Origin of the sequence: Sporomusa malonica, from assembly GCF_900176355.1 — a bacterium.
In the GTDB taxonomy this organism is placed as follows: Bacteria; Bacillota; Negativicutes; order Sporomusales; family Sporomusaceae; genus Sporomusa; species Sporomusa malonica.
The window spans coordinates 1-21,744 of sequence record NZ_FWXI01000021.1 but is presented as its reverse complement, the minus strand read 5'-3'; the positions used below and the strand labels follow the sequence as shown (position 1 = coordinate 21,744).

General features: G+C 45.8%; 15 protein-coding genes. 10 read left to right on the top strand and 5 right to left on the bottom strand.

Going from position 1 to position 21,744, the window contains the following annotated elements:
• Positions 1-16: 16 nt before the first annotated feature.
• From B9A22_RS19350 to metA, 5 genes are all read left to right on the top strand, one after another.
• Complete coding sequence (locus tag B9A22_RS19350) at positions 17-919, top strand: Rossmann-like and DUF2520 domain-containing protein (protein WP_084577584.1); 903 nt, start codon at positions 17-19, stop codon at positions 917-919.
• The gene (gene panB / locus B9A22_RS19345; RefSeq protein WP_084577583.1) at positions 909-1,745 is read left to right on the top strand and encodes a 3-methyl-2-oxobutanoate hydroxymethyltransferase; all 837 of its coding nucleotides are present in this window, start codon (positions 909-911) and stop codon (positions 1,743-1,745) included. The genes B9A22_RS19350 and panB overlap by 11 nt, the downstream gene beginning before the upstream one ends.
• Positions 1,746-1,782: 37 nt before the next feature.
• The gene (gene panC / locus B9A22_RS19340) at positions 1,783-2,643 is read left to right on the top strand and encodes a pantoate--beta-alanine ligase (protein ID WP_084577582.1); all 861 of its coding nucleotides are present in this window, start codon (positions 1,783-1,785) and stop codon (positions 2,641-2,643) included.
• Complete coding sequence (gene panD / locus B9A22_RS19335) at positions 2,634-3,017, top strand: aspartate 1-decarboxylase (RefSeq protein ID WP_084577581.1); 384 nt, start codon at positions 2,634-2,636, stop codon at positions 3,015-3,017. The genes panC and panD overlap by 10 nt, the downstream gene beginning before the upstream one ends.
• Before the next feature lie 137 nt (positions 3,018-3,154).
• Positions 3,155-4,111, top strand: coding sequence for a homoserine O-acetyltransferase MetA (gene metA / locus B9A22_RS19330; protein ID WP_084577580.1), 957 nt, complete (start codon positions 3,155-3,157; stop codon positions 4,109-4,111).
• A gap of 137 nt (positions 4,112-4,248) precedes the next feature.
• Here metA and B9A22_RS19325 read toward each other — a convergent pair whose 3' ends face one another.
• Genes B9A22_RS19325 through mqnE form a run of 4 tightly spaced genes read right to left on the bottom strand, consistent with a single transcriptional unit; the run spans position 4,249 to position 8,116 of the window.
• Entirely contained in the window at positions 4,249-5,088 is an 840-nt protein-coding gene (locus B9A22_RS19325; protein ID WP_084577637.1) for an MTAP family purine nucleoside phosphorylase, read from the bottom strand.
• A gap of 27 nt (positions 5,089-5,115) precedes the next feature.
• Positions 5,116-6,183: a cyclic dehypoxanthinyl futalosine synthase gene (gene mqnC / locus B9A22_RS19320; RefSeq protein ID WP_245824066.1), complete on the bottom strand. Its 1,068-nt coding sequence runs from the start codon at positions 6,181-6,183 to the stop codon at positions 5,116-5,118.
• Between the two features lie 5 nt (positions 6,184-6,188).
• Entirely contained in the window at positions 6,189-7,016 is an 828-nt protein-coding gene (locus tag B9A22_RS19315) for a menaquinone biosynthetic enzyme MqnA/MqnD family protein (RefSeq protein ID WP_084577578.1), read from the bottom strand.
• Complete coding sequence (mqnE, locus tag B9A22_RS19310) at positions 7,013-8,116, bottom strand: aminofutalosine synthase MqnE (protein ID WP_371360872.1); 1,104 nt, start codon at positions 8,114-8,116, stop codon at positions 7,013-7,015. Before mqnE ends, B9A22_RS19315 begins: the two co-directional genes overlap by 4 nt.
• A 438-nt stretch (positions 8,117-8,554) precedes the next feature.
• Here mqnE and B9A22_RS19305 point away from each other — a divergent pair, with 438 nt between their 5' ends.
• On the top strand, positions 8,555-8,977 hold the full coding sequence (locus B9A22_RS19305) for a GNAT family N-acetyltransferase (RefSeq protein ID WP_245824065.1): 423 nt from the start codon (positions 8,555-8,557) through the stop codon (positions 8,975-8,977).
• A gap of 106 nt (positions 8,978-9,083) precedes the next feature.
• On the opposite strand, the gene B9A22_RS25050 is transcribed toward B9A22_RS19305, so the two are convergent.
• On the bottom strand, positions 9,084-9,284 hold the full coding sequence (locus tag B9A22_RS25050; protein WP_139796313.1) for a hypothetical protein: 201 nt from the start codon (positions 9,282-9,284) through the stop codon (positions 9,084-9,086).
• Between B9A22_RS25050 and B9A22_RS19300 the strand changes: the two genes are divergently transcribed.
• The 4 genes from B9A22_RS19300 to B9A22_RS19285 form a co-directional block, all read left to right on the top strand.
• Positions 9,268-9,699, top strand: coding sequence for a hypothetical protein (locus tag B9A22_RS19300; protein ID WP_139796312.1), 432 nt, complete (start codon positions 9,268-9,270; stop codon positions 9,697-9,699). The two genes, B9A22_RS25050 and B9A22_RS19300, sit on opposite strands and share 17 nt — an antisense overlap.
• A 131-nt stretch (positions 9,700-9,830) precedes the next feature.
• Positions 9,831-10,574, top strand: coding sequence for a class I SAM-dependent methyltransferase (locus tag B9A22_RS19295; protein WP_217805996.1), 744 nt, complete (start codon positions 9,831-9,833; stop codon positions 10,572-10,574).
• Positions 10,575-10,936: 362 nt separating this feature from the next.
• Entirely contained in the window at positions 10,937-12,640 is a 1,704-nt protein-coding gene (locus B9A22_RS19290; RefSeq protein ID WP_084577575.1) for a ShlB/FhaC/HecB family hemolysin secretion/activation protein, read from the top strand.
• A gap of 37 nt (positions 12,641-12,677) precedes the next feature.
• Positions 12,678-21,744 (top strand): two-partner secretion domain-containing protein (locus B9A22_RS19285; protein ID WP_176215607.1); only part of this gene is annotated, 9,067 nt, incomplete at its 3' end.

The following is a 21,744-nucleotide window of genomic DNA, read 5'->3' as shown; positions in this document are numbered from 1 at the left end:
TTAATAAGGAGGATACATGGTGCAAAAGCCGACTATCGTTATTTTGGGAGTAGGGCGGCTAGGGTCAGCGTTGGCTTGTCTTGCTAGCGGTGCAGGTTATACGGTGGCAGCGGTAACTGCTGAACATACGGAGACTGTAGCAGCATTTTCAAAAATGACAGGCTTTCCTGCTTATATTGATAATATTAAGGCGGCCACCCTGGGAGACGTTATTATACTTACCGTTCCTGACCGGATGCTGCCTGTGGTACTGGCAGAACTTGTACAGGGGAACCAGCTTCGGCGCGGACAAATCATGCTGCACACAAGTGGTGTTATGGCAGGAGAAATACTAGCGCCAGCGCGGGAGTTCGGCGTTGCCGTTGGCTCTATGCATCCCTTACAGAGTTTTGCGGATATTGAAACAGCACGTCAAAACCTGTCTGGCAGCGCCTTCGCGATTGATGGCGATCAGGAGGCTGTTGCTGCCGCCAGCCATCTTGCTGCTGACCTTGGTGGTCGCATCCTTCAGGTTCCACCGCAGGAGCGAATCGTGTACCATGCTGCTGCCTGTATTGCCTCTAATTATGTCGTTGCCTTATTACATATAGCCGAAAGGCTGCTGAGTCGTTGGACTACTGACGAACAGGAGGCGCTCCAAGCCTTGTTGCCGTTGGTGACAGGCACTTTGCGCAATATAGCAGAACAGGGAACGGCGGCAGCCCTTACCGGTCCTATTGTACGCGGCGATGCTACCACTGTGTCTCAACATCTTAAGGCCTTGCCTGTAGAATTCCTGAGTGTTTATCAAAGTCTTGGACAGGCGACCCTGCAACTGGCCGGCGACCGTATTCACCAGACGCAGCGAGAAATCATCACTAATCTGCTGGCTATGGATGGTATTCAACAAAAAGAAGGAGATGGAAGCCATGTCAAATAATCGAATCACAACTGCTACTATTCGAGAGAAAAAGTCTAAGGGTGAGGTTATTACTATGCTCACAGCCTATGATGCCGCCTTTGCGCGCCTGCTGGATGATGCTGGCGTCGATATGCTGCTGGTCGGCGATTCTGTGGGCAATGTTATGTTAGGCTATGATTCAACTTTGCCGGTTACGATGGAGGAGATGCTGCATCATGCCCGTGCTGTTTGCCGTGGCGCAAGTCACTGCCTGGTAGTTGCCGATATGCCTTTTATGAGCTATCAGGTATCTGTGGAAGAAGCGCTTCGGAACGCTGGCCGGTTTTTAAAAGAGACAGGCGCCCAGGCTGTTAAACTAGAGGGCGGAAAGGAAGTGACTCCTGCTGTAAAAGCCATGACCTCAGCTGGAATTCCGGTGGTAGGACATCTTGGACTTACACCGCAATCAGTGCACCAGCTTGGTGGTTTTAAGGTTCAGGGTAAGGATGTTGCGGCCGCTCAGCGCCTGTTGGAGGATGCCCGAATGATTGAAGCAGCGGGGGCTTTCGCGCTGGTACTGGAATGCGTGCCTGCTCAACTTGCCAGCAAAGTAAGTCAAGCGCTATCAATCCCTACAATCGGCATTGGCGCTGGCAACGGTTGCGACGGCCAGGTGCTGGTAACTCACGACTTATTAGGTCTGCTGCCTGGGTTCAAGCCCAAATTTGTTAAAGCTTATCGCACACTGCATACAGAAGTGAGTGCTGCTGTGCGTGAATATATCGAAGAAGTGAGAACCCGCCAATACCCTGCTCCAGAGCATAGCTTGAACATGGCAGATGATGTACTAGAAAAACTGTATTGATAACGTAATTTTTATTTGAGGAGAGGAAGCTTACCTTATGCAATGTTTTGAGACAGTTGAACAACTCCGTTCGTATCTAACAGAGGCGCGCCGCCGGCAGCAAAGTATTGGCTTGGTTCCTACAATGGGGGCCTTGCACGAAGGTCATCTTTCCTTAATGCGGACGGCTGCTGCAGAAAATGATATTGTGGTAGCTAGCATTTTTGTAAACCCTACCCAATTTGGGCCTCAAGAAGATTTAGCTACATATCCCCGTAATTTAGAGAAAGATGCCCGCCTTGCGGCTCAAGCTGGCGTAACCGCTTTGTTTCATCCGCCGGTGGAGGAGGTTTACCGTTCAGGCAACGCCACTTGGGTCGAGGTTGTGGGTTCACTTACCGAGAGTCTGTGCGGTCGCTCACGGCCAGGTCACTTCCGTGGGGTCACGACTGTTGTTAGCCGCCTGTTCAATATTGTTCAACCTGACAGGGCCTACTTCGGACAGAAGGATGTTCAACAGGTGCAGGTTCTGAAACGAATGACCCAGGATCTTTTTTTTGATATACAGCTTCGCGTAGTACCTATTGTCCGCGAAAATGATGGACTGGCGATGAGTTCCCGCAACGCGTACCTGTCAGATACAGAACGTCAGGCAGCGCTCATTCTGTCTCGTAGTCTTGAAGAAGCCAAGCGGATTGTTAAAGACGGTGAACGCGATACCGCAGCTATTGAGGCTGCCGTCACCGCATTTATACAGAAGGAAGAGTTGGCAGTAATCGACTATGTAGAGCTGGTTCACCCGGATGATCTCATGCGACGTGAACAGCTGGAAGCCGTCGGGCTACTGGCGCTTGCCGTTCGAATCGGAAAAACCCGCCTAATTGACAATACCTTCCTGGAGGTGCCGGCATGTTCCTAACCTTGTTTAAGTCAAAAATACACCGTGCAACTGTGACTGAAGCCAATTTGAACTATATGGGCAGTATCACGATTGATGAGAGCCTGCTTAAAGCTGCAGACATCCTGCCCGGTGAAAAGGTGCAAGTGGTAAACAACAATAATGGAAGCCGGTTGGAGACCTATGTGATTGCAGGGGAAGCTGGGTCTGGCATCGTCTGCTTAAACGGAGCGGCTGCCCGGTTAGTGCAACCAGGAGATACGGTAATTATCATCGCCTATGCTATGATGACGCGTGACGCAGCCCTTACCCATCAACCGCGTGTTGTCATGGTTGACGCAAAAAATCAGATTGTTGAGCTGCGTGGAACAGAGCAACATGGTGAAATTGCTTAATATAACATAAATAGCTTAGCAAATCTACTTAAATCATATATAATTAGAGAATAGTGTTATATGTTTGCACATGCAGCAAGAGCAGGAGTGCATTTGAAAGTCTGTAAATTGTGACTCAACACAAAGGAGCGGAAGATATGCCGATAAAAATTCCTAATAATTTGCCTGCTGTAAACATTCTCGAAAAGGAAAATATTTTTGCAATGGACGAAAAGCGTGCCTATGCGCAAGACATACGTCCGCTTCGAATCTTGCTCTTAAATCTGATGCCTACGAAAATAGTTACAGAAACGCAAATGCTCCGGTTGTTGGGGAACTCTCCGCTACAGGTAGAGTTTGATTTCATGTATACAGCAACTTATGAGCCGAAGAATACCCCGCACGAACACTTGGTAAAATTCTATGAAACCTTCGACGAGGTGAAAAGCCGCAAATATGACGGTATGATTATTACTGGAGCGCCAGTGGAACAAATTCCTTTTACAGAAGTTGATTACTGGGATGAGTTATGTGAGATTATGGATTGGAGCCAGAGAAATGTATATTCGACTCTCCATATCTGCTGGGGAGCTCAAGCGGCTTTGTATCATCACTACGGTATTCCTAAATATGACCTGCCGAAAAAAATGTTTGGGGTATTTCCGCATACAGTAAATATTAAAGAAAAAATGTTATTTCGTGGTTTTGATGATATTTTTTACATTCCACACTCTCGGCATACCGAAGTAAGGCGGGCAGATATTGAAAAGGTAGCGAGACTATGCATCCTCTCTGAATCGGAAGAGGCGGGCATTTTTGCGATAACAGATAAAAAACACCGGGGCTTGTTTATTACTGGTCACCCCGAGTATGATCCGCTGACGCTCAAAACCGAGTATGACCGTGATATTGGGCTAGGGCTGCCAATTAATATTCCTGCTAATTATTACCCTAATGACGATCCTCAGCAATTGCCGGTAGTCCGCTGGCGGAGTGCAGCCAATTTACTGTTTTCAAACTGGCTGAATTACTATGTGTACCAGGGAACACCGTTTGATCTTGAAAAGCTAACTGACCTGGATGAAGTATGCGGGCTTTGCGGGGATGGAATTTAAGCAATAAAGAAAACACGGCTTGCGCCGAGGCTTTGGCGAAAGCGGAAGCCGATGTTGCCCTTATCCAGACGGAAAGTTATACTTTCTAACAGGATAAAATAATAAATCGCCCTCGGCATTGCCGAGGGCGATTTTCCTTATGTTTTCGGTCCGTATACCTTCTTTAATAATGTCGGTTTCCGTAAGTCGGCACAGCCACAGAGTTGCTTATCATTCAACCGGCTGATTGCATCCATTAAAATATGCCCGATCTTATCCGCATCCTCATAGAAGATTTGACTCAGTTCGCTGTGTTCCCAATCTTTCACAACACCTTCTCCATAGTTGACAACGGTATACAAGCCTGCATAACACGCACCGATTTCCCGGGCCAGATAGACCTCGGGGCAAATGCTCTGGCCAATAATGTCGGCATGTCCCTTCAACATGGCCACTTCGGCAGGGCTTTCAAAATGCCGTCCATCAGTCACGGCATAGACTCCCCGGCGAAAGACTCGGTTTAAAGGTCTTGCTTCGGCCGCAGCGATTAATTCCTGTCGCGTGTGTGGGCATAGGGCTTGTCGCATGATTAGGAGATAATGCCCTTCCAGTCCCACATCCTTGCGCATAGATTGATCGATATAGTCTGAGGCGACAACCACATCCCTGGTATCAAGTAAATGGTTGACCGACCCGACACCGCCTTCGGCCAGTATTTTTTTTACGCCTGCTTCACGGAACAACCAAAAAATTTGCCGTGAGGCGTCAGCACGGCTGGTCCCGCCGCGCCATCCGTGCATCCGGCAGGTCAGCACCTTTTTATCACCGAGACGAAATAAGAGAAACGGCGGTGTTTGTCCATAGGGTGTGTCAAATACCATATCACGCTGTATTATTTCCACATCATCACGATTTAGCGCCGCCGGAAAGTCAATTGATAACGTGCCCGATCCGCCGATAATAGCAATACTTGCCTGCGGAATGCAGTTCATAGAGATCCCCCCGTAATCATTAAACATAGCAGGTTAAAAGGTTTTTAAAATTTCATATTTGGTATCCCGTTGTGCGGGAATTTTGCCTGTGGCGCGGATGAGGTCTGCCATTTTGTCAATAGACATCTGATAGGCGGTACCGGCTGCCCGTACCACATTTTCCTCCAGCATGATACTGCCTAAGTCATCAGCGCCAAAGGCCAGCGTCAATTGGCCGATTGACTGGCCCTGAGTCACCCAGGACCCTTGCAAATGAGAAATATTGTCTAAATACAACCGAGCTACGGCTAACGTCCGCAGGTAATCCCAGGCACTCGTCTTTTCGCCGCCCAACTCTGTGTTACCTGGCTGGAATGTCCACATAATAAAGCCCCGGAAACCGCCGGTGCGGTCTTGCAGTTCACGGATCGAGCGGAAATGATTAATGCGCTGCTGGTAGGTCTCCTGCAGTCCGATTACCATCGTGGCAGTTGTTCCCATTCCCATGCGCTGTGCTGATTCCATGACATCTAACCACTGCTGTGCCGTGATTTTTAAGGGGCTGACCCGCTGTCGTACCTCATCATCCAATATTTCCGCCCCGCCGCCTGGCAGAGAATCCAGACCCGCAGCCTGCAGGCGACGCAGCGTTTCTTGCACGGTAATACCAGCATGCCCGGCCATATGGACAATCTCTGCCGGCGAAAAAGAGTGGATGGTGATAGGAAACTGCGCTTTGATACCCCTTAACATGTTCTCAAAATAATCAAGAGTTAATTCTGGGTGTAAGCCGCCTTGCAGCATGATCTGGGTGCCGCCGGCAGCAATAGTTTCCGCAATTTTTTCGTATAGCTCTGCCGTGTTGAGTACATATGCGTCCCCAGCATCCTTTGCACGGTAAAAAGCGCAAAACTTGCATTGACTTTTGCAAACGTTGGTATAGTTGATATTCCGGTCCACAATAAAAGTGATATAGGGCCCCGGATGTTTTTTTTGCCGGATAACGTCTGCCGCCTGTCCCAAAGCAGGCAAATCCCCTTGGGTCAGCAGCTCGAGTGCCTCATCATCCTGTAACCGGTTGCCTTGCAGCGTCCTGGTGATAATCGACTGCCATCTGTCCACCGCTGTCATACCTCCAGAAAAGTCAGCTGCGGCACTTCGTCAATATGCCCCAACGCTTGCGCACGCCGGTAATATTCTTTTAGTCCCTTTTGATGCTCGGCGTCAAAGCCAAACTGCAGCGTAGTGAAATAAGCTTGCAGAAAATCCGCGTCAAAGGCTTCCCAGCGAGCTGCAGCTTTTGCCACTTGCTCGATGCGCGACATGCTGTAAGACATCGAAGCTTCGAAAGCGTGCTGCACTTCACGGACAAGTTCCGGATTTTCTCTCGCAAAACTTTGCCTGGCGGCCCAGACGGCAAACACCATCTTACACCCAGTCAAATCCTTCCACTCGCTGCCCAAGTCATAAGCATATAGGCCAGTGGGCGGCTGATAATGAATATTGAGCGCAGCGTCACCGATTAACAGTGCTGCATCGGCTTCCAGCAGCATTGCGTCTAAATTGGGCGGACACTCAAAATAGGTGGGGGCAATATGATATTTATCTTCAAGAATAATCTTTAACAGCACTTGAGATGTACGAGAAGTATTTGTCAGTGCGATTTTCCGGTCATGTAAGTCATTGATGGGCACCTTGCTGACCAAAAATATACTGGTTACCGGGCCGTCGCAGCTTATTGACAGGTTGGGCAGCAAGATCAATTCACGCCAATGACGTGAATATTCAATAGATGGAACAGGCGCAATGTCAAGTCTGCATTCCAGCAAATGGCGACTCAATTCCCTGGCCGTATCCTTAGTCAATTCAACATCCCAAAGAACACCGTTTTTTACCAACCCATAATAAAGGGGTAAACAATTGATAAAGCCAATATGTCCCACTCTGGGTCTCATGGCGTTTCGCTCCCATCATATACGCGCACTTTTCGGTACAGTGTATCCCGCTCGACAGGAACATTCCCTGTTTCACGGATAAAAGCGATAATATCTTGCTTGCTAATACCGACCGCAGTTTTCGCCCCAGCTGCATGGAGAATTTTTTCCTCAACAACTGTTCCGTCTAGATCATCGATGCCAAAGCCCAATGAAACCTGGGCAATTGGTACTGTCAACATAATCCAAAAGGCCTTAACATGGTCAAAATTATCCAACATGAGACGGCTGACCGCCAGCATCTTCAAATCTTCCCAGGCTGTTGTCCGCTTGATTTCGCTGAGACCGGTATTGTCCGGATGAAACGGAAACGGAATGAAGGCTTGGAACCCGCCTGTTTCATCCTGCAATTCGCGCAGTGTCAATAAATGATCAATTCGTTCTTCATGGGTTTCAACATGCCCATACAACATGGTGGCATTGCTCCGTATTCCCATCTGATGCGCTGTACGCACCACTTCCAGCCACTCGGCAGCACTAGCCTTGTTTGGGCATAAAATCTGCCGCACCCGGTCATTTAATATTTCGGCGCCGCCGCCTGGCATCGATCCTAATCCTGCTTCCTTAAGAATCGTCAATACTTCCCGGATCGACAGTTTTGCTATTTTGGCAAAATGGGCAATCTCCACAGCAGTAAAGGCTTTTAAATGCAGCTCGGGAAATTCTTGGTGAATGCGACTGATAATATCTGCGTAATACTCAAAGGGCTTGTCCGGATGCAAGGCGCTGACGATATGCAGTTCGGTCATCTCTGGTGTATCTTTTACCGCTTGGCAGGCAATATCCAGAGCTTTCTCCGGCTCCATCACATAAGCCGGGGCTGCATCGGCGTCACAACCAAAAGCGCATAAATTACAGCGGGCTACACAGATATTGGTGAGATTGATGTGCCGGTTCACATTGAAATATACCTCGTTGCCGGATTTGCGCTGTTTTACTAAACGGGCCAAGGCGCCGATCCGCAATAAATCATTACACTTTAATAAAAATAAGCCGTCTTCACGCGTTAACCGTTCTCCGCTATTTACCTTCTGTTCAATTACCGTCCATTTATCTTCCACGAAAATCATCCCCTTAGTTTAGAAAACTTGGCTCGCGCCCAGTGCGTTGCCAGCAAAAGTATCGAGCCTGCACACGGTCATTACATAAAAAAAAGACATCCATAAATGTCTTTTTACATAGACATTTCAATATCGATACCTATTTCAGCGTCCAAACAAACTCACTTGCCCGACTTTCCAATGTGAAAAATGCACTTACCTTTTTCTATGATGACCTATCAAATTCCTGCAAACCTAAAAGATGTAGGAGACGTTACTATATTGTCATATTTAGGTATGTTTTATTAATTAAAGGGATACCCCTTGTGAGAGAGAATTTTAACATTGCCGGAAACTATACCTAAGCAAGAGTAGTGTGGACAATTGCCGGAAGCAAAATTTATCAAGAATAGCGTACACTTTGAGGAAGCGGCATTAGAGCGGATGGAGGCGGTAATTTTGAGTGAAATTAGAATCCGGGAGCTGAAGCTGGAAGATTATGAAACCATAATCACTCTTTGGCAAAGTACACCAGGACTAGGGGTGAATGAAGCCGATTCGAAAGAGAATATTGGCATATTCTTAAGCCGAAACAATGGATTGAGTTTTGTCGCTGAAATAGGTAACGAGCTTGTTGGCACCATACTATGCGGACATGACGGACGCCGAGGGTTTATTTATCATCTGGCGGTGCACGACAAATATAGAAGAAGGGGGATTGGACAGAAGTTAGTGGAAGGTTGTTTAGCCAAGCTTCAGGAAGCCGCTATAACAAAATGCCATCTGTTTGTATTTGCAGATAACAGTCAAGGTATGGATTTTTGGGACCATATCGGCTTTCATAAAAGGGAAGATATACATATCTACTCGAAAAATATATAGCTAGCTCCTTATATCAATAAAGAAATAGGCGGTTAGGGCTGGATGGTTCTGATCCTAAAAATTCGTCGAAAAAAAGGATGATTGCTTAGCGTGCGGAATATAGTCATTAGATTATTGTATGATAGATTGAAGGTGTTTTAATTATGCCAGTGGCTCCTACCCCTCCAACAAAACCTTCGCCACCTGTAGCCCCAACAGTTACGCTGCCAAGTTCAAATACATCCACTAATCCGCCTACGGCTGCTTCTGCTAACTCAACCCCAAACTCGGGTAAGTCGATAAGCCCGGCGGTGTCAAGTACTGTCAAGGAACTAGAAGGACTAGGAAAGGCTTTTCAAGGTAATTCGACACAGACCAAAGTCGGCGAAAAGTCAGAGCCTGCCGCAGCAACGGTTAGCAAGACTAATAATATGGCAGCTCCCATCGCATCCTTTGATTCTCAGGCTAGAATTTCTACGCAGACTGCCGTTCCCGCCAAACTGCCAGCGATAGATAGCAAGCCAGCCAGTGTAAGCTACGCTCCCTTCGTAGGCATTGTGGGCATTACTGCTGTAATCCTGATGGGATTACGTTTATTTAAAAATAGAACAAAACAAAATCGCACTGTGATTGACTATTCTAAGAGAACAACTACAGTAATTAATAAGGATGGCTTAGATATAGTTATAGCTCCTCAAACTACAGCCCCCAAAGTCAAGCAAAACTTTGAATTGCGGGTTTGAGACCTGGGGACGGTGATATAACAATTGTCAATTAGCGAGCGTATGTAAAACCCTCACCAAGCAAATCCTAAATGGTGCAATAACAAGAGTTTGATTAGTTATTCTGCGTTGAGATTTTAGGGGGAATTACCTTGCATAGCCAATTAGAGTCGAAAGCAGTGATAAATAAAAACTCTATTTCTCTCGATTCATATGAAAAAATGGCTGAATACTATTTTACGTTTGTAGATACTAAACCATTTAATGCGTATTATGAACGGCCAGGCACATTATCATTACTTCCGTGCGTTACAGGCAAAGAAGTGTTAGACGCTGGCTGTGCTGCAGGGTGGTATACTAAGTGGCTCATTGATCAAGGCGCTAATGTGACAGCCTTAGACTTTAGCCCTAGCATGATAGCAATGACCCAAAAAAGAGTTGGACATAGGGCGAAGGTGGTAAGAGCGGATCTAAATGAGCCACTGAGTTTCATAGCAGATAAATCAATAGATATTGTAGTATCGTCCTTAACGCTTCACTATCTTAAGGACTGGAACGTTGCGATGTCAGAGTTTGGTAGAATACTCAAGCAATCGGGGTACCTAGTTTTTTCTGTACATCACCCGTTTATGGATTTCACATATTTTAATAGAGAAAACTATTTTTTAACGGAACTATTAGAAGATGAATGGGAAACTAACAAAGGAAAAGTAAAAGTGCAATTTTATCGAAGACCTTTGTGGAAAATAATCTCGTCTGTAATTGAAGCTGGCTTCACAATTGAAGAATTAGCAGAACCTATGCCGACAGAAAAATTTAAAGAATTACAACCTAAAATATATGAGAAATTAACCCGGAAGCCTCACTTTCTTTTTTTAAGAGCAAGAAGAAACTAAGACGCCCTATCAAAAGGTCTCAACCCGTAATGCACGAGGGATGAGGCCTTTTGAGATTTTAAAAAGATTTTTGGCTCGTTTTGCGATCGATCCCGGAAAGCGACTATTTAAGTTCGATCAGAGAAAATTTTATCCGGATTACTTTAATGAGGAGCATTATCTTACAAACATCGAAAGAAGCAAGAAAATATAAATTATGTGCAATTATTCCTTTTTAAAAGGGAAAAATTGGATTGCAAAGAACTAAGTATACATAAATGTCTTTTTTGGTATAGATATATCCTAATTTGAACTAGAAATCTCGTTGGCTCGACTTCTGGATGAGGCAGTCTATTTCATCTTTGGAACAGGAGACCTACTACATGCTACAGCATAAACAAAAATACTTACGAGTAATTAAGACTTGTGCACTTATCTTAACAATTTTTTTTACTAACATGAATCTGACTTGGGCGGCACCAACACAAACAGATATTGAAGAGCAAAATCGAAAAGCACGCCAAGAAGAGCAGGATCGCAGGCAACGCGGGCAAAGCAAGGACGTTTTCCTGCAGAAGGGTAAACAAGGCACTGAAGCGGTAAAACTTCCTGACGAGACACCCAGCTTCTCTATAAACACTATTAAGATTGAAGGAGATGAAGCAGGCAGGTTCCCTTGGCTTTATGAGCTGATAAACAAGTACTATGGACAGAAGATCGGCTGGCAAGGGATAAACCTCATTGTAAAAATGCTTACCAACGCCTTCATCGACCGTGGCTATGTAACAACAAGAGTACTCATTCCCCAGCAAAACATATCAACAGGTGTCCTCACTCTGCAAGTTGTTCCCGGGACTATTAAAGACATCAAACTATCGGATCCCACCATTCGAGCTGATTGGAAAAGCGCTTTCCCCGCAAGACCGGGAGATATCCTTAATCTACGAGACTTGGAGCAGGGATTAGAGCAAATGAAGCGCGTCCCATCCCAGGACGCTCAAATGCAACTACTTCCGGGGGACAAGCCTGGTGAATCGATAGTACAAATCTCAGTCGTACAAAAGAAACCATGGAAATTAGTAATGTCTCTCGACGACTCCGGCAGTAAAGCTACTGGTAAACTGCAGGCATCTGAGACATTTTCCTTAGATAATTTGTTTGGTATTAATGACTTGTTCAACATCTCCATTAACAGTGACGCGGAGAGAAAAGGCTATCGGTATGGTACTCGAGGAGACAGCTTCAGCTATTCAGCTCCTCACGGATATTGGACGTATTCCCTTGCAAGCTCAATATATAAATACCACCAGACAATTGAAAGCATGGGCACCTCATTCGTGTCATCCGGCCATAGCAGAAACCTTGAATTCAAAGCAGAAAAACTAGTGTATCGTGATCAGCATCAGAAAACCAGTATGGCCTTTAGCGTCATTAAAGATTCAAGCAAGTCCTATATCGATGACACTGAAATTGAAATTCAACGACGCAAAACCACTGCAGCAAAGCTTGCGTTGATCCATAAACAATACAATGGCCAGACAATTGTCGACTATACCATAGCCTACAAACGAGGAGTCCCCTGGTTGGGTGCCCAAGACGATCCAGCCGCTAGTACGGACGATCAGCCGACTACCCACTATAACATCTGGACACTGGACGCTAGCCTCACAGCTCCTGTTACTATTGGGAGAACCAAGGCAAGCTACAACGCAACCTTGCACGGGCAATATACCAAAGACATGCTGTATGCCTCCGAATTCCTCAGTATCGGTAACCGCTATACTGTGCGAGGTTTCGATGGAGAACAAACCTTAGCTGCCGAAAATGGCTGGTACCTGCGTAATGAACTCAGTGTTCCCATCAAGGAATCTGGACCAGAAGTCTATCTGGCCCTGGACGTTGGCCAAATCAGCGGAGCCTCCGTTAATCAAGCTCCTGGTAAAAGCTTAGTCGGCTCAACAGTGGGGGTACGGGGAAACCTAGGCACTGCCCAATATGACGTATTTGTTGGCACGCCAATTAAACGACCGGCGGGAATGCGAGTGCCGGATAAAGTAGTAGGATTCCAACTACTTTATCAGATATAGATCCGGTTGGAAAATGACATCTCATGGAGGAGATAAAATGACAGTTTTTTGTTCAAGGAAGAGCAAAGCTAATAAAATAGTGGCTTGGATAACGCTCGTGCTATTTAGCTTGCAGCCGGTCTTGGTTGCAGCGCAAACAGTAGCTGATCCAAACGCACCAAAACAAAACCGCCCTACGATAGTCAGTGCCCCAGATGGCACTCCATTAGTGCAAATCACCGCGCCATCGGCGGCAGGTGTGTCTCGTAACCTCTATCAACAGTTTAATATCGACCTTAAGGGTCTTATCTTAAACAACGCATTGGGCATATCTAAAACGCAGCTTGCTGGATATATACCTGGCAATCCTAACCTTACAGCCGGTTCAGCCCGAATTATCCTGAACGAAGTCACTGGGAATAACATCAGTAATTTGCGTGGTTACCTAGAGGTAGCCGGCCAGAGAGCAGATGTTATTATTGCCAATCGCAATGGCATAATCGGTGATGGCTTTGGATTTATTAACACCGGTCGAGGCATGCTTACTACCGGTACGCCGGTATTCGGCGGTAATAGTAGTTTAGAGGCTTTTCGAGTTGCTGGTGGCCAAATAACCGTAAAAGGAGCCGGAATTGACGGAGCGAGTGCCGACCGTCTGGATCTAATCAGTAGAGCCATAGTTGCGAATTCCGGTATCTGGGCGAAAGAACTTAACGTAGTTACCGGCAGTAACAACGTTGCCTACAACACCCTGAATACACAAGAAGTTGCCGGCGATGGCAGCCAACCCCAGGTAGCCATTGATGTCGGCGCCTTGGGCGGCATGTACGCCAATAAAATTAAACTGGTAGGAACTGAACACGGCGTTGGCGTTAACAGCCAAGGTACCCTGTCTGCCAGTGGCGGCGACCTCATACTAACTAACGATGGCAAAATTACGCTCGCGGGCAATACCAATGCCAGTGGCAATGTAACAATAAATGCTGCCGGCAATATAACCAACCAGGGAACGGTTTACGCTCAAAACAACACAAGTGTCAGCAGCGCCGGTACCATCAGCAATACCGGTGTTATCGCGGCTGCTCAAAACACGGCTTTAGCTACGAACAACATATCCTCTACAGGAACATTAGCCTCTGGTCTCAATAGCAATGGTACAACCCAAACGACAGGTAACCTCAGTATAATTGCAACAGGCTTTGTAAGCGACAAAGGTCAGACAATAGCCGGTGGCAACCTTTCTGTAACCGGGGCAACTATTGACCATAGCGGCGCAACTACCTATGCCGGTAGCTCAGCCAACATAGCGGCAACAAGCGGTGACGTCGACCACACTGGGGCCGTGCTGCAGGTGGGGAATACTCTAAAAATAAGCGCGGCAGGTACAGTCAAAAATGATAAGAATGTGAATGGTGTTGCTGGCCAAATTACAGCAGGCAAAGTAGCGATTATAGCAGAGGACATCTCCAACCAAGGTGGCAGTATTTTGCAAACTGGATCAGATGCGACCAGTCTAGTAGCTAATGATCACATCGATAACACCGGTGGCACGATTGCCACTAATGCTTCAGAACTCACTATTAATGCAAATACGGTAAGCAATAATCAAGGCCAGATACAGCACGCAGGGACCGGTAGGTTGACAGTTCAAGCTATCGGCGACCTAACAAACATTAGCGGCAAAATAGTGAGTAATGGTCAAACCAGTCTTTTTGGCCGGAACATCGACAATACTCAAGGCAGTATTGTAGCACAAAAACAACTTGATGTTACTGCGAATTCAGTTTTGAATAAGCAAGGCGCGATGATTGGTGCAAATGCCATTAATATCACCACTTCTGGTGTGATGAATAACCAGCAAGGCAGTATCCAGGCAAGTATAGGCTTGGCTGTCACCACCCAGTCATTGAATAATAGTGGCGGACAGGTAATTAATCGCGATGTGAGTGACACGAAAGTACATGTGACTGGGTCTCTTCAAAACCAGTCCGGATTAATTGGCGGTAATGGTAATGTAACTGTTAAGGCACAAAACCTTACAAACCAGGGCGGTCAGGTTATCGCGAAAAACAACCTGACAATGACTAGTGAGCAAAGCACGGATAATACCAAGGGGACTATTTCGGCTGGACAAGATATCAATATTAACGAAAGTAAAGCCAACGTAACCAACACGGATGGCACAATCAGTGCTGGTGGGAATCTAATTGTCCAAGCGGCAGCAGTAAATAACAGTGGAAACCTAGTAGCGAATAACAATATTAATCTTGTTGCAAATAGTCTAGATGGCAACGGCCAGGCCATTGCCGGTCAAGATCTTAATATATTATTAGAAGGCAATTTAACGAACCGTGCCGGTGGTCAACTGAAAGCCAATCGTGATGTAACTGTGAACGTGAGCGGTATTGTGACGAATAAGGGAAGTATTACTGCTGTTAGAGATGCCAAGCTAAGTGCGCACGATATTACGAATGATACCGGTGCTACTACGGCGACCGGAAACGCATTGAATATTTTGTCATCAGGTGATGTGAATAACAACGGGCGACTTGATGGAAATGCCGTTATGGTTAGTGGCCAAAATCTAAATAACACCGGTACTGTTATTGCCAACAATACTTTGACGATTCAGTCTGGCAACATTACTAACAGTGGGACTTCAGCTGCAATTAACAGTAAGACCGATATGAAACTTGGTGTAAATGGCACTTTGGTCAACCAAGGGACAATCTACGCCCAGGGGAATGCCAAGCTAGACAACGTCGATACACTAATCAATACCGGCGTGCTTGCTTCTGCCCAAAATACAACCGTATCGGCACAGGTCGTAGCTTCTACCGGAGCAATTGGTGCAGGAATCAAGAACGATGGCAGCGTTGGCGCTTCCGGCAACCTTACTATCACTGCCGCTGGCGCTGTCACCACCCAAGGTCAGACACTAGCTGGCGGCGACCTCACCGTCACCGGTACCTCCTTAGATTTTGCCGGAAGTAAAACGTATGCAGGTCGTACAGCTAACATCACGGCTACCAACAGCGATTTTAACCATACTGGCGCCGAAATGCAAGTCAATGGTGCATTAACCATAAGCGTTGCCGGTGCTGTCAAGAACAACAAGAGTGCAACTGGTGTCGCTGGTAAAATCACGGCAGGCAAAGTGATAATTACGGCTAATAACATCAGCAACAAGGGGGGCAGCATCAAACAAATAGGATCGGATGCTGTTACCATGAAGTCCGGGAATACCATTGATAATACTGGTGGCACCATTGCCACCAATAGTTCATCCTTTACCATACAAGCCAATGCAGTTACCAACAATCAAGGTCAAATACAGCATGCAGGTACTGGCACGCTGGTAGTAGAAACGACCGGCGACATCAATAATAAAAGCGGTAGTATAGCAAGCAATGGACAGATCCTTCTTACCGGCCAGAACATTGACAATACTCAGGGCATTGTTCTGGCGGAAAAACAACTTGAAATTAATGCAGCTTCCGTGGCAAATAACCAGGGGATCTTTGTTGCTTCCAATGCCATTAACCTCACAGCCTCAGCCACCCTTAATAACCAGCAAGGCGTAATTCAGGCAGGTAGCGGATTGGCGGTCACCGCCCAGTCAATGAATAATAGTGAAGGCAAAGTCATCAACCTCGATGCGAATGATACTGAAATCAACGTGACTGGGAGCATTCTAAACCAGTCCGGGCTTATTGGCGGTAACGGCGATGTAGACGTCATAGCCCAAAGCCTGACGAGCCAAGGCGGTCAGGTCATGGCAAAAAACAATCTTACAATTACTAGTGCGCAAGGTACGGATAATACCAACGGCACGATTTCCGCCGGGCAAGACGTCATTTTTAACGAGAGTAGAGGCAACTTAACCAACACTGATGGGACCATCAATGCCGGTGGGACGATGAGTATTCTAGCGGTAGCAGTAGATAATACCAGAGGTAGTTTGGCAGCGAACAAAGATATTAACCTCGATGCGAAAAGTCTAAATGGTAACGGCCAGACTATCGCTGGGCAAGATCTGACTGTATCCTTAGAAGGCAATCTAACAAACAGTACTGGTGGCCAGCTTAAGGCTAATCACGACGTAACCGTGGACGTGTCTGGTACCATGACTAATCAGGGAAGTATTACAGCTGTTAGAGATGTTAAATTAAATGCGCACCATATTATAAACGATACTGGTGCCACTACGGCCAGTGGAAACGCTTTAGCTATTTCCGCATCAGGTAATGTGACTAATAATGGCAAAATGAATGCAAAAATCGTTGAGATTAAAGGACAAAATCTAAAGAACACGGGGACATTGGCTGCAGATACTTTGATGGTGCAGTCCGAAACCATGACGAACAGTGGGTCCTCAGCTTCAATTAACAGTACAAGTGAAATGAGCCTTGATGTGAACAGTGACTTGGTCAACCAAGGGACAATTTATGCCCAGGGTAATGCTACGATTGAGAATGTCGATACATTGACCAACTCGGGTGTTCTTGCCTCTGCCCAAAATACAACCGTATCGGCGCAGGTCGTAGCTTCTACCGGAGCACTTGGTGCAGGAATTAAGAGCGATGGGAGTGTTGGTACCTCCGGTAATCTAACTGTTTTAAGTAATGGTAGTGTTACTTCTAAAGGTCAGACACTAGCTGGCGGCGATCTAGTCATAACCGGTGCCTCTATCGATCAAAGCGGTGGTAAGACGTATGCTGGCAGCAAAGCTAGTATTACTGCCAACAGTGGTGATGTAAATCATACTGGTGCTGTTCTCCAAGCAAAAGGATCGTTAACAGTAGCCGCTGCCGGAACTGTTAAGAATGATATGGGCCAAATTATTGCAAATAAAATGGCTATTACAGCTAGCTCCATTAGCAATAAGAGTGGTATTATCAAGCAAACCGGATCAGATGCGACTACCTTGATGGTGACAGACAACATCGATAACACCAGTGGTTCCATTGCGAGTAATGGGGATACTTTGATCCTGCAAAGTAGTTTTTTAACCAATAGTAATGGTCAAATCCAACACGCGGGAGCAGGTACCTTGGAGATGATTACCACCGGAGGTTTGGCAAATAACGGTGGGGACATTGCGAGTAATGGTCAGACCAATATTCAGGCCCCAGCCACGGATAACACTAATGGATCAATCGTATCTCAGAAACAGCTCAATGTAAAAGCTACCTCAATCACCAACAGCCAAGGTTCCCTTGTTGGTGACGCTATCAAAATTACTTCTCAGGGGGCATTTAATAATAAACAGGGATTAATCCAGGCCAATAAAGGCTTGGTACTTAAGGCCCAGTCATTTGATAACCAAAGCGGTAAAGTTCTGAGCCTCGACAATAGTGGAGCAACGCTTACTGTTGACCAAACGATTGAAAACGCTGGCGGCATAATTGGCAGCAACGGTGATGTCAGCTTGACGGCTGCCAGTCTAGTAAATCATGGCGGACAGGTATTGGCCCAAAGGAATCTTACTGTGAATGTTAGTCAGGGGCTAGATAATACCGGCGGCAAATTAATGTCTCAACAGAATATAAATCTGAATCAAAGTAACTCTGCTTTGAATAATACAAATGGAACCATTAGTGCTAGTGGGGCGCTAACCGTTCAGTCAAGTGAAATTAATAATACGCATGGTAATATTACTGCCAATATGGATATTAATCTTACTAATACAGGTGCTCTAACTAACACCGGTGTAATTGCATCTGCACAAAACATTACGATATCAGCACAAACCATAGACTCAACAGGTACTATTGCTTCCGGTCTCAATAGTGATGGTACTGCCAGCTCAAATGGTAACCTAACAATTACAGCAGCAGGAGCGGTAATTGCAAACGGTAAAAATATTGCTGGTGGAAACCTCAAAGTAACTGGGTCAAGCATAGATCACAGCGGAGCTACAACCTATGTTGGCGGTTCAGCCGGAATAACAGCAACAAGCGGCGATATCGACCATCGTGGTGCGACTTTACAGGTTGACGGTACTTTGACCATGGACGCGGCTGGTGCCGTTAAAAACATGAAGAATACAAATGGTGTGGGTGGTCGAATTACTGCCGATAAGGTTGTAATTACAGCAGGGGACATACTTAACCAAGGGGGAAGTATTCAGCAAGTCGATTCCAGCACTACCGTTTTGACAGCCAGTAATAAAATTGATAATACAGACGGCACTATTGCCACTAATGGCTCAGATCTGATAGTACAATCTAATAAAATTAACAATAGCCAAGGAAAGATCCAGCATGCAGGAATAGGCACATTGACGTTACAAGCTACAAACGGTCTAAAAAATGTCAGCGGGATAATAGCGAGCAATGGACAGACCAATCTTACTGCTCAGAGTTTTGATAATATGCAGGGTCGAATCGGTGCACAAAAACGGCTTAATATTGCCTCTGATTCGATTATAAACAATCAAGGTGAGATTATTGGCGCAGATGCTGTTACCTTCACGGTGGGTAATGCCTTGGACAACCACCAAGGTGTTATTCAGTCAGCCAAAGGACTAAAAGTGGCTGTTCAGTTATTGAATAATAGTGGCGGGCAAGTCATCAACCTTGACGCGAGTGATACAGAAATTAATGTGAGAGGGAATGTTCAAAATCAGTCTGGCTTGATTGGTGGTAACGGGAATGTGGCAGTCATAGCACAGAATCTTACGAATCAAGCTGGTCAGATCATTGCGAAAAATAACCTTACAATTAGTAGTAAACAAAGTACGGACAATACGCAGGGTACTATTTCAGCTGGACAAGACATTAATTTTACCGAAGAAGGAGCCAATTTAACTAATATTGATGGAACCATCAAAGCCGGAGGGGCACTTAGTGTCCAAGCTGTGGTAGTAAATAATAGCGGTGGCAATTTGGCAGCCAACAAAAATATTGACATCAATGCAAAAATCCTGGATGGCAATGGACAGACGATTGCCGGACAAGACCTAATTATCTCCTTAGATGAAAATCTAACAAACAGTACTGGTGGCCAACTTAAGGCTAATCGCGACATAACCATGAATGTGGCTGGTACCGTGATCAATAAGGGAAGTATTATTGCTGTTAGAGACGCAGATCTAAGTGCAAGCCATATTGCAAATAATACAGGTGCCACTATGGCAAGCGGAAACAACTTGGCAATAGTGGCATTCGGTAGTGTGAATAACAATGGCCGGATCGACTCAGATACTGTTGAAATTAAGGATCAAAATCTCAATAACACTGGCACTTTGACGGCTGATACTTTGATGGTGCAGTCTGAAAACATGACGAACAGTGGGACCACAGCTGCCATCAAGAGTACGGCAGATATGAATCTTCAAGTAAATGGCATTTTAGCTAACCAAGGAACAATTTACGCCCAGGGGAATGCTAAGATTGAGAATGTCGATACACTTACCAACTCGGGTGTTCTTGCCTCTGCTCAAAATACAACGCTGTCGGCGCAGAGTGTATCTTCAACAGGAGCCCTTGGAGCCGGAATCAAGAGCGATGGTAGTGTTGGTACCTCTGGCAATCTAACAGTATTAGCAAATAGTGCTGTTACCGCAAAGGGGCAAACGCTGGCCGGTGGTAATCTTGCCATAGAGGGAACTTCTATTGATCTAAGCGACAGCAAAACATATGCTGGCGGTACCGCAAATATAATAGCCAAGAGTGGTGATGTAAATAACACCGGAGCCAATATGGAGGTGAATGGAGCCTTAGCTATAACTGCTGCCGGGAATCTAAAGAATGATGCGGACGCGCAGGGTAATGCGGGCCGTATTATTGCCGATAAAGTTTTTGTTACCGCAAATATCATTAGCAATAAGGGCGGCATTATAAAGCAAAAAGGGTCTGGGACTTCTACCCTAAAAGCAACCAACAGTATTGATAATACAAATGGTACAATAGCAAGCAATGCCGAGGATCTAGCCTTACAGAGTGCGTCTATAACCAATAGTGGCGGTCAAATCCAACACGCAGGAACTGGGAAGCTGGACGTAACAACTAATGGAAATTTGACAAATGTTGGCGGGGACATCGCAAGTAACGGACAGACTACTATTCATAGTCAGATCATAAATAATACAAATGGTTCAGTCGTATCTCAGAAACAGCTAAATATAGAAGCCGCTTCGATTAATAATAACCAAGGCGCTCTTGCGGGTGATGCTGTCAACATTAATACCCAAGGGGCATTAACTAATAAACAGGGTTTAATCCAGGCCAGTAAAGGTTTGGTGCTTAAAGCGCAGTCGCTTGATAACCAAAGCGGTAAAGTTCTAAGCCTCGATAATAGTGGCGCAACAGTTACTATTGCTCAAGCGATTGAAAATGCAGACGGTCTTATTGGTGGTAACGGTGATGTCAGCCTGACGGCTACCAGTTTATCTAATCACGGAGGTCAGGTCTTGGCCCAAGGGTCCCTTACTGTTAACGCTAGTCAGGGACTTGAAAATACCGGTGGCAAATTAATGTCTCAACAGAATATGAATCTTAATCAAAGTAATTCTGCGTTGAATAATACTAACGGAACCATTAGTGCGAGTGGGACGCTAACTGCGCAGGCAAAATCGATAAATAATACGAACGGTAATCTTACCGCTATTCTGGATGTTAATCTAACTACCCAAAAATTAAACGGAAACAACAGCAAGACAACTGCTGGTCGAGACGTAAATATTACGATTAACGGTGACTATACCCAAGAAACCAGCAACCAAATTCAGGGCAATCGTGATGTGAATATAAAAGTAAATGGCGCGGCAACGAATCAAGGCAATATTACGGCTGTACGAAATACTAGTCTAAATGCTACCAATATAAATAATAAAGTAGGGGCTACAACATCTGCTGGGAACTTATTAACGGTCGCGGCAACAGGCGATGTTAACAACAGTGGCCGTCTCGACGGTAGTGCGGTAATGGTAAATGGTCAGAATATGAATAATGCTGGTGCGGTAATAGCTGACACTCTGACGGTACAGGCCAACAATATTACTAACACTGGTGATTCGGCGATTCTGGCTACTACAAGCAATATGAATCTTAACGCCACTGGCTCAGTGGAAAACAAAGATGGGGCTACCATCTACAGCTTGGGCAACATTATAATCTCCG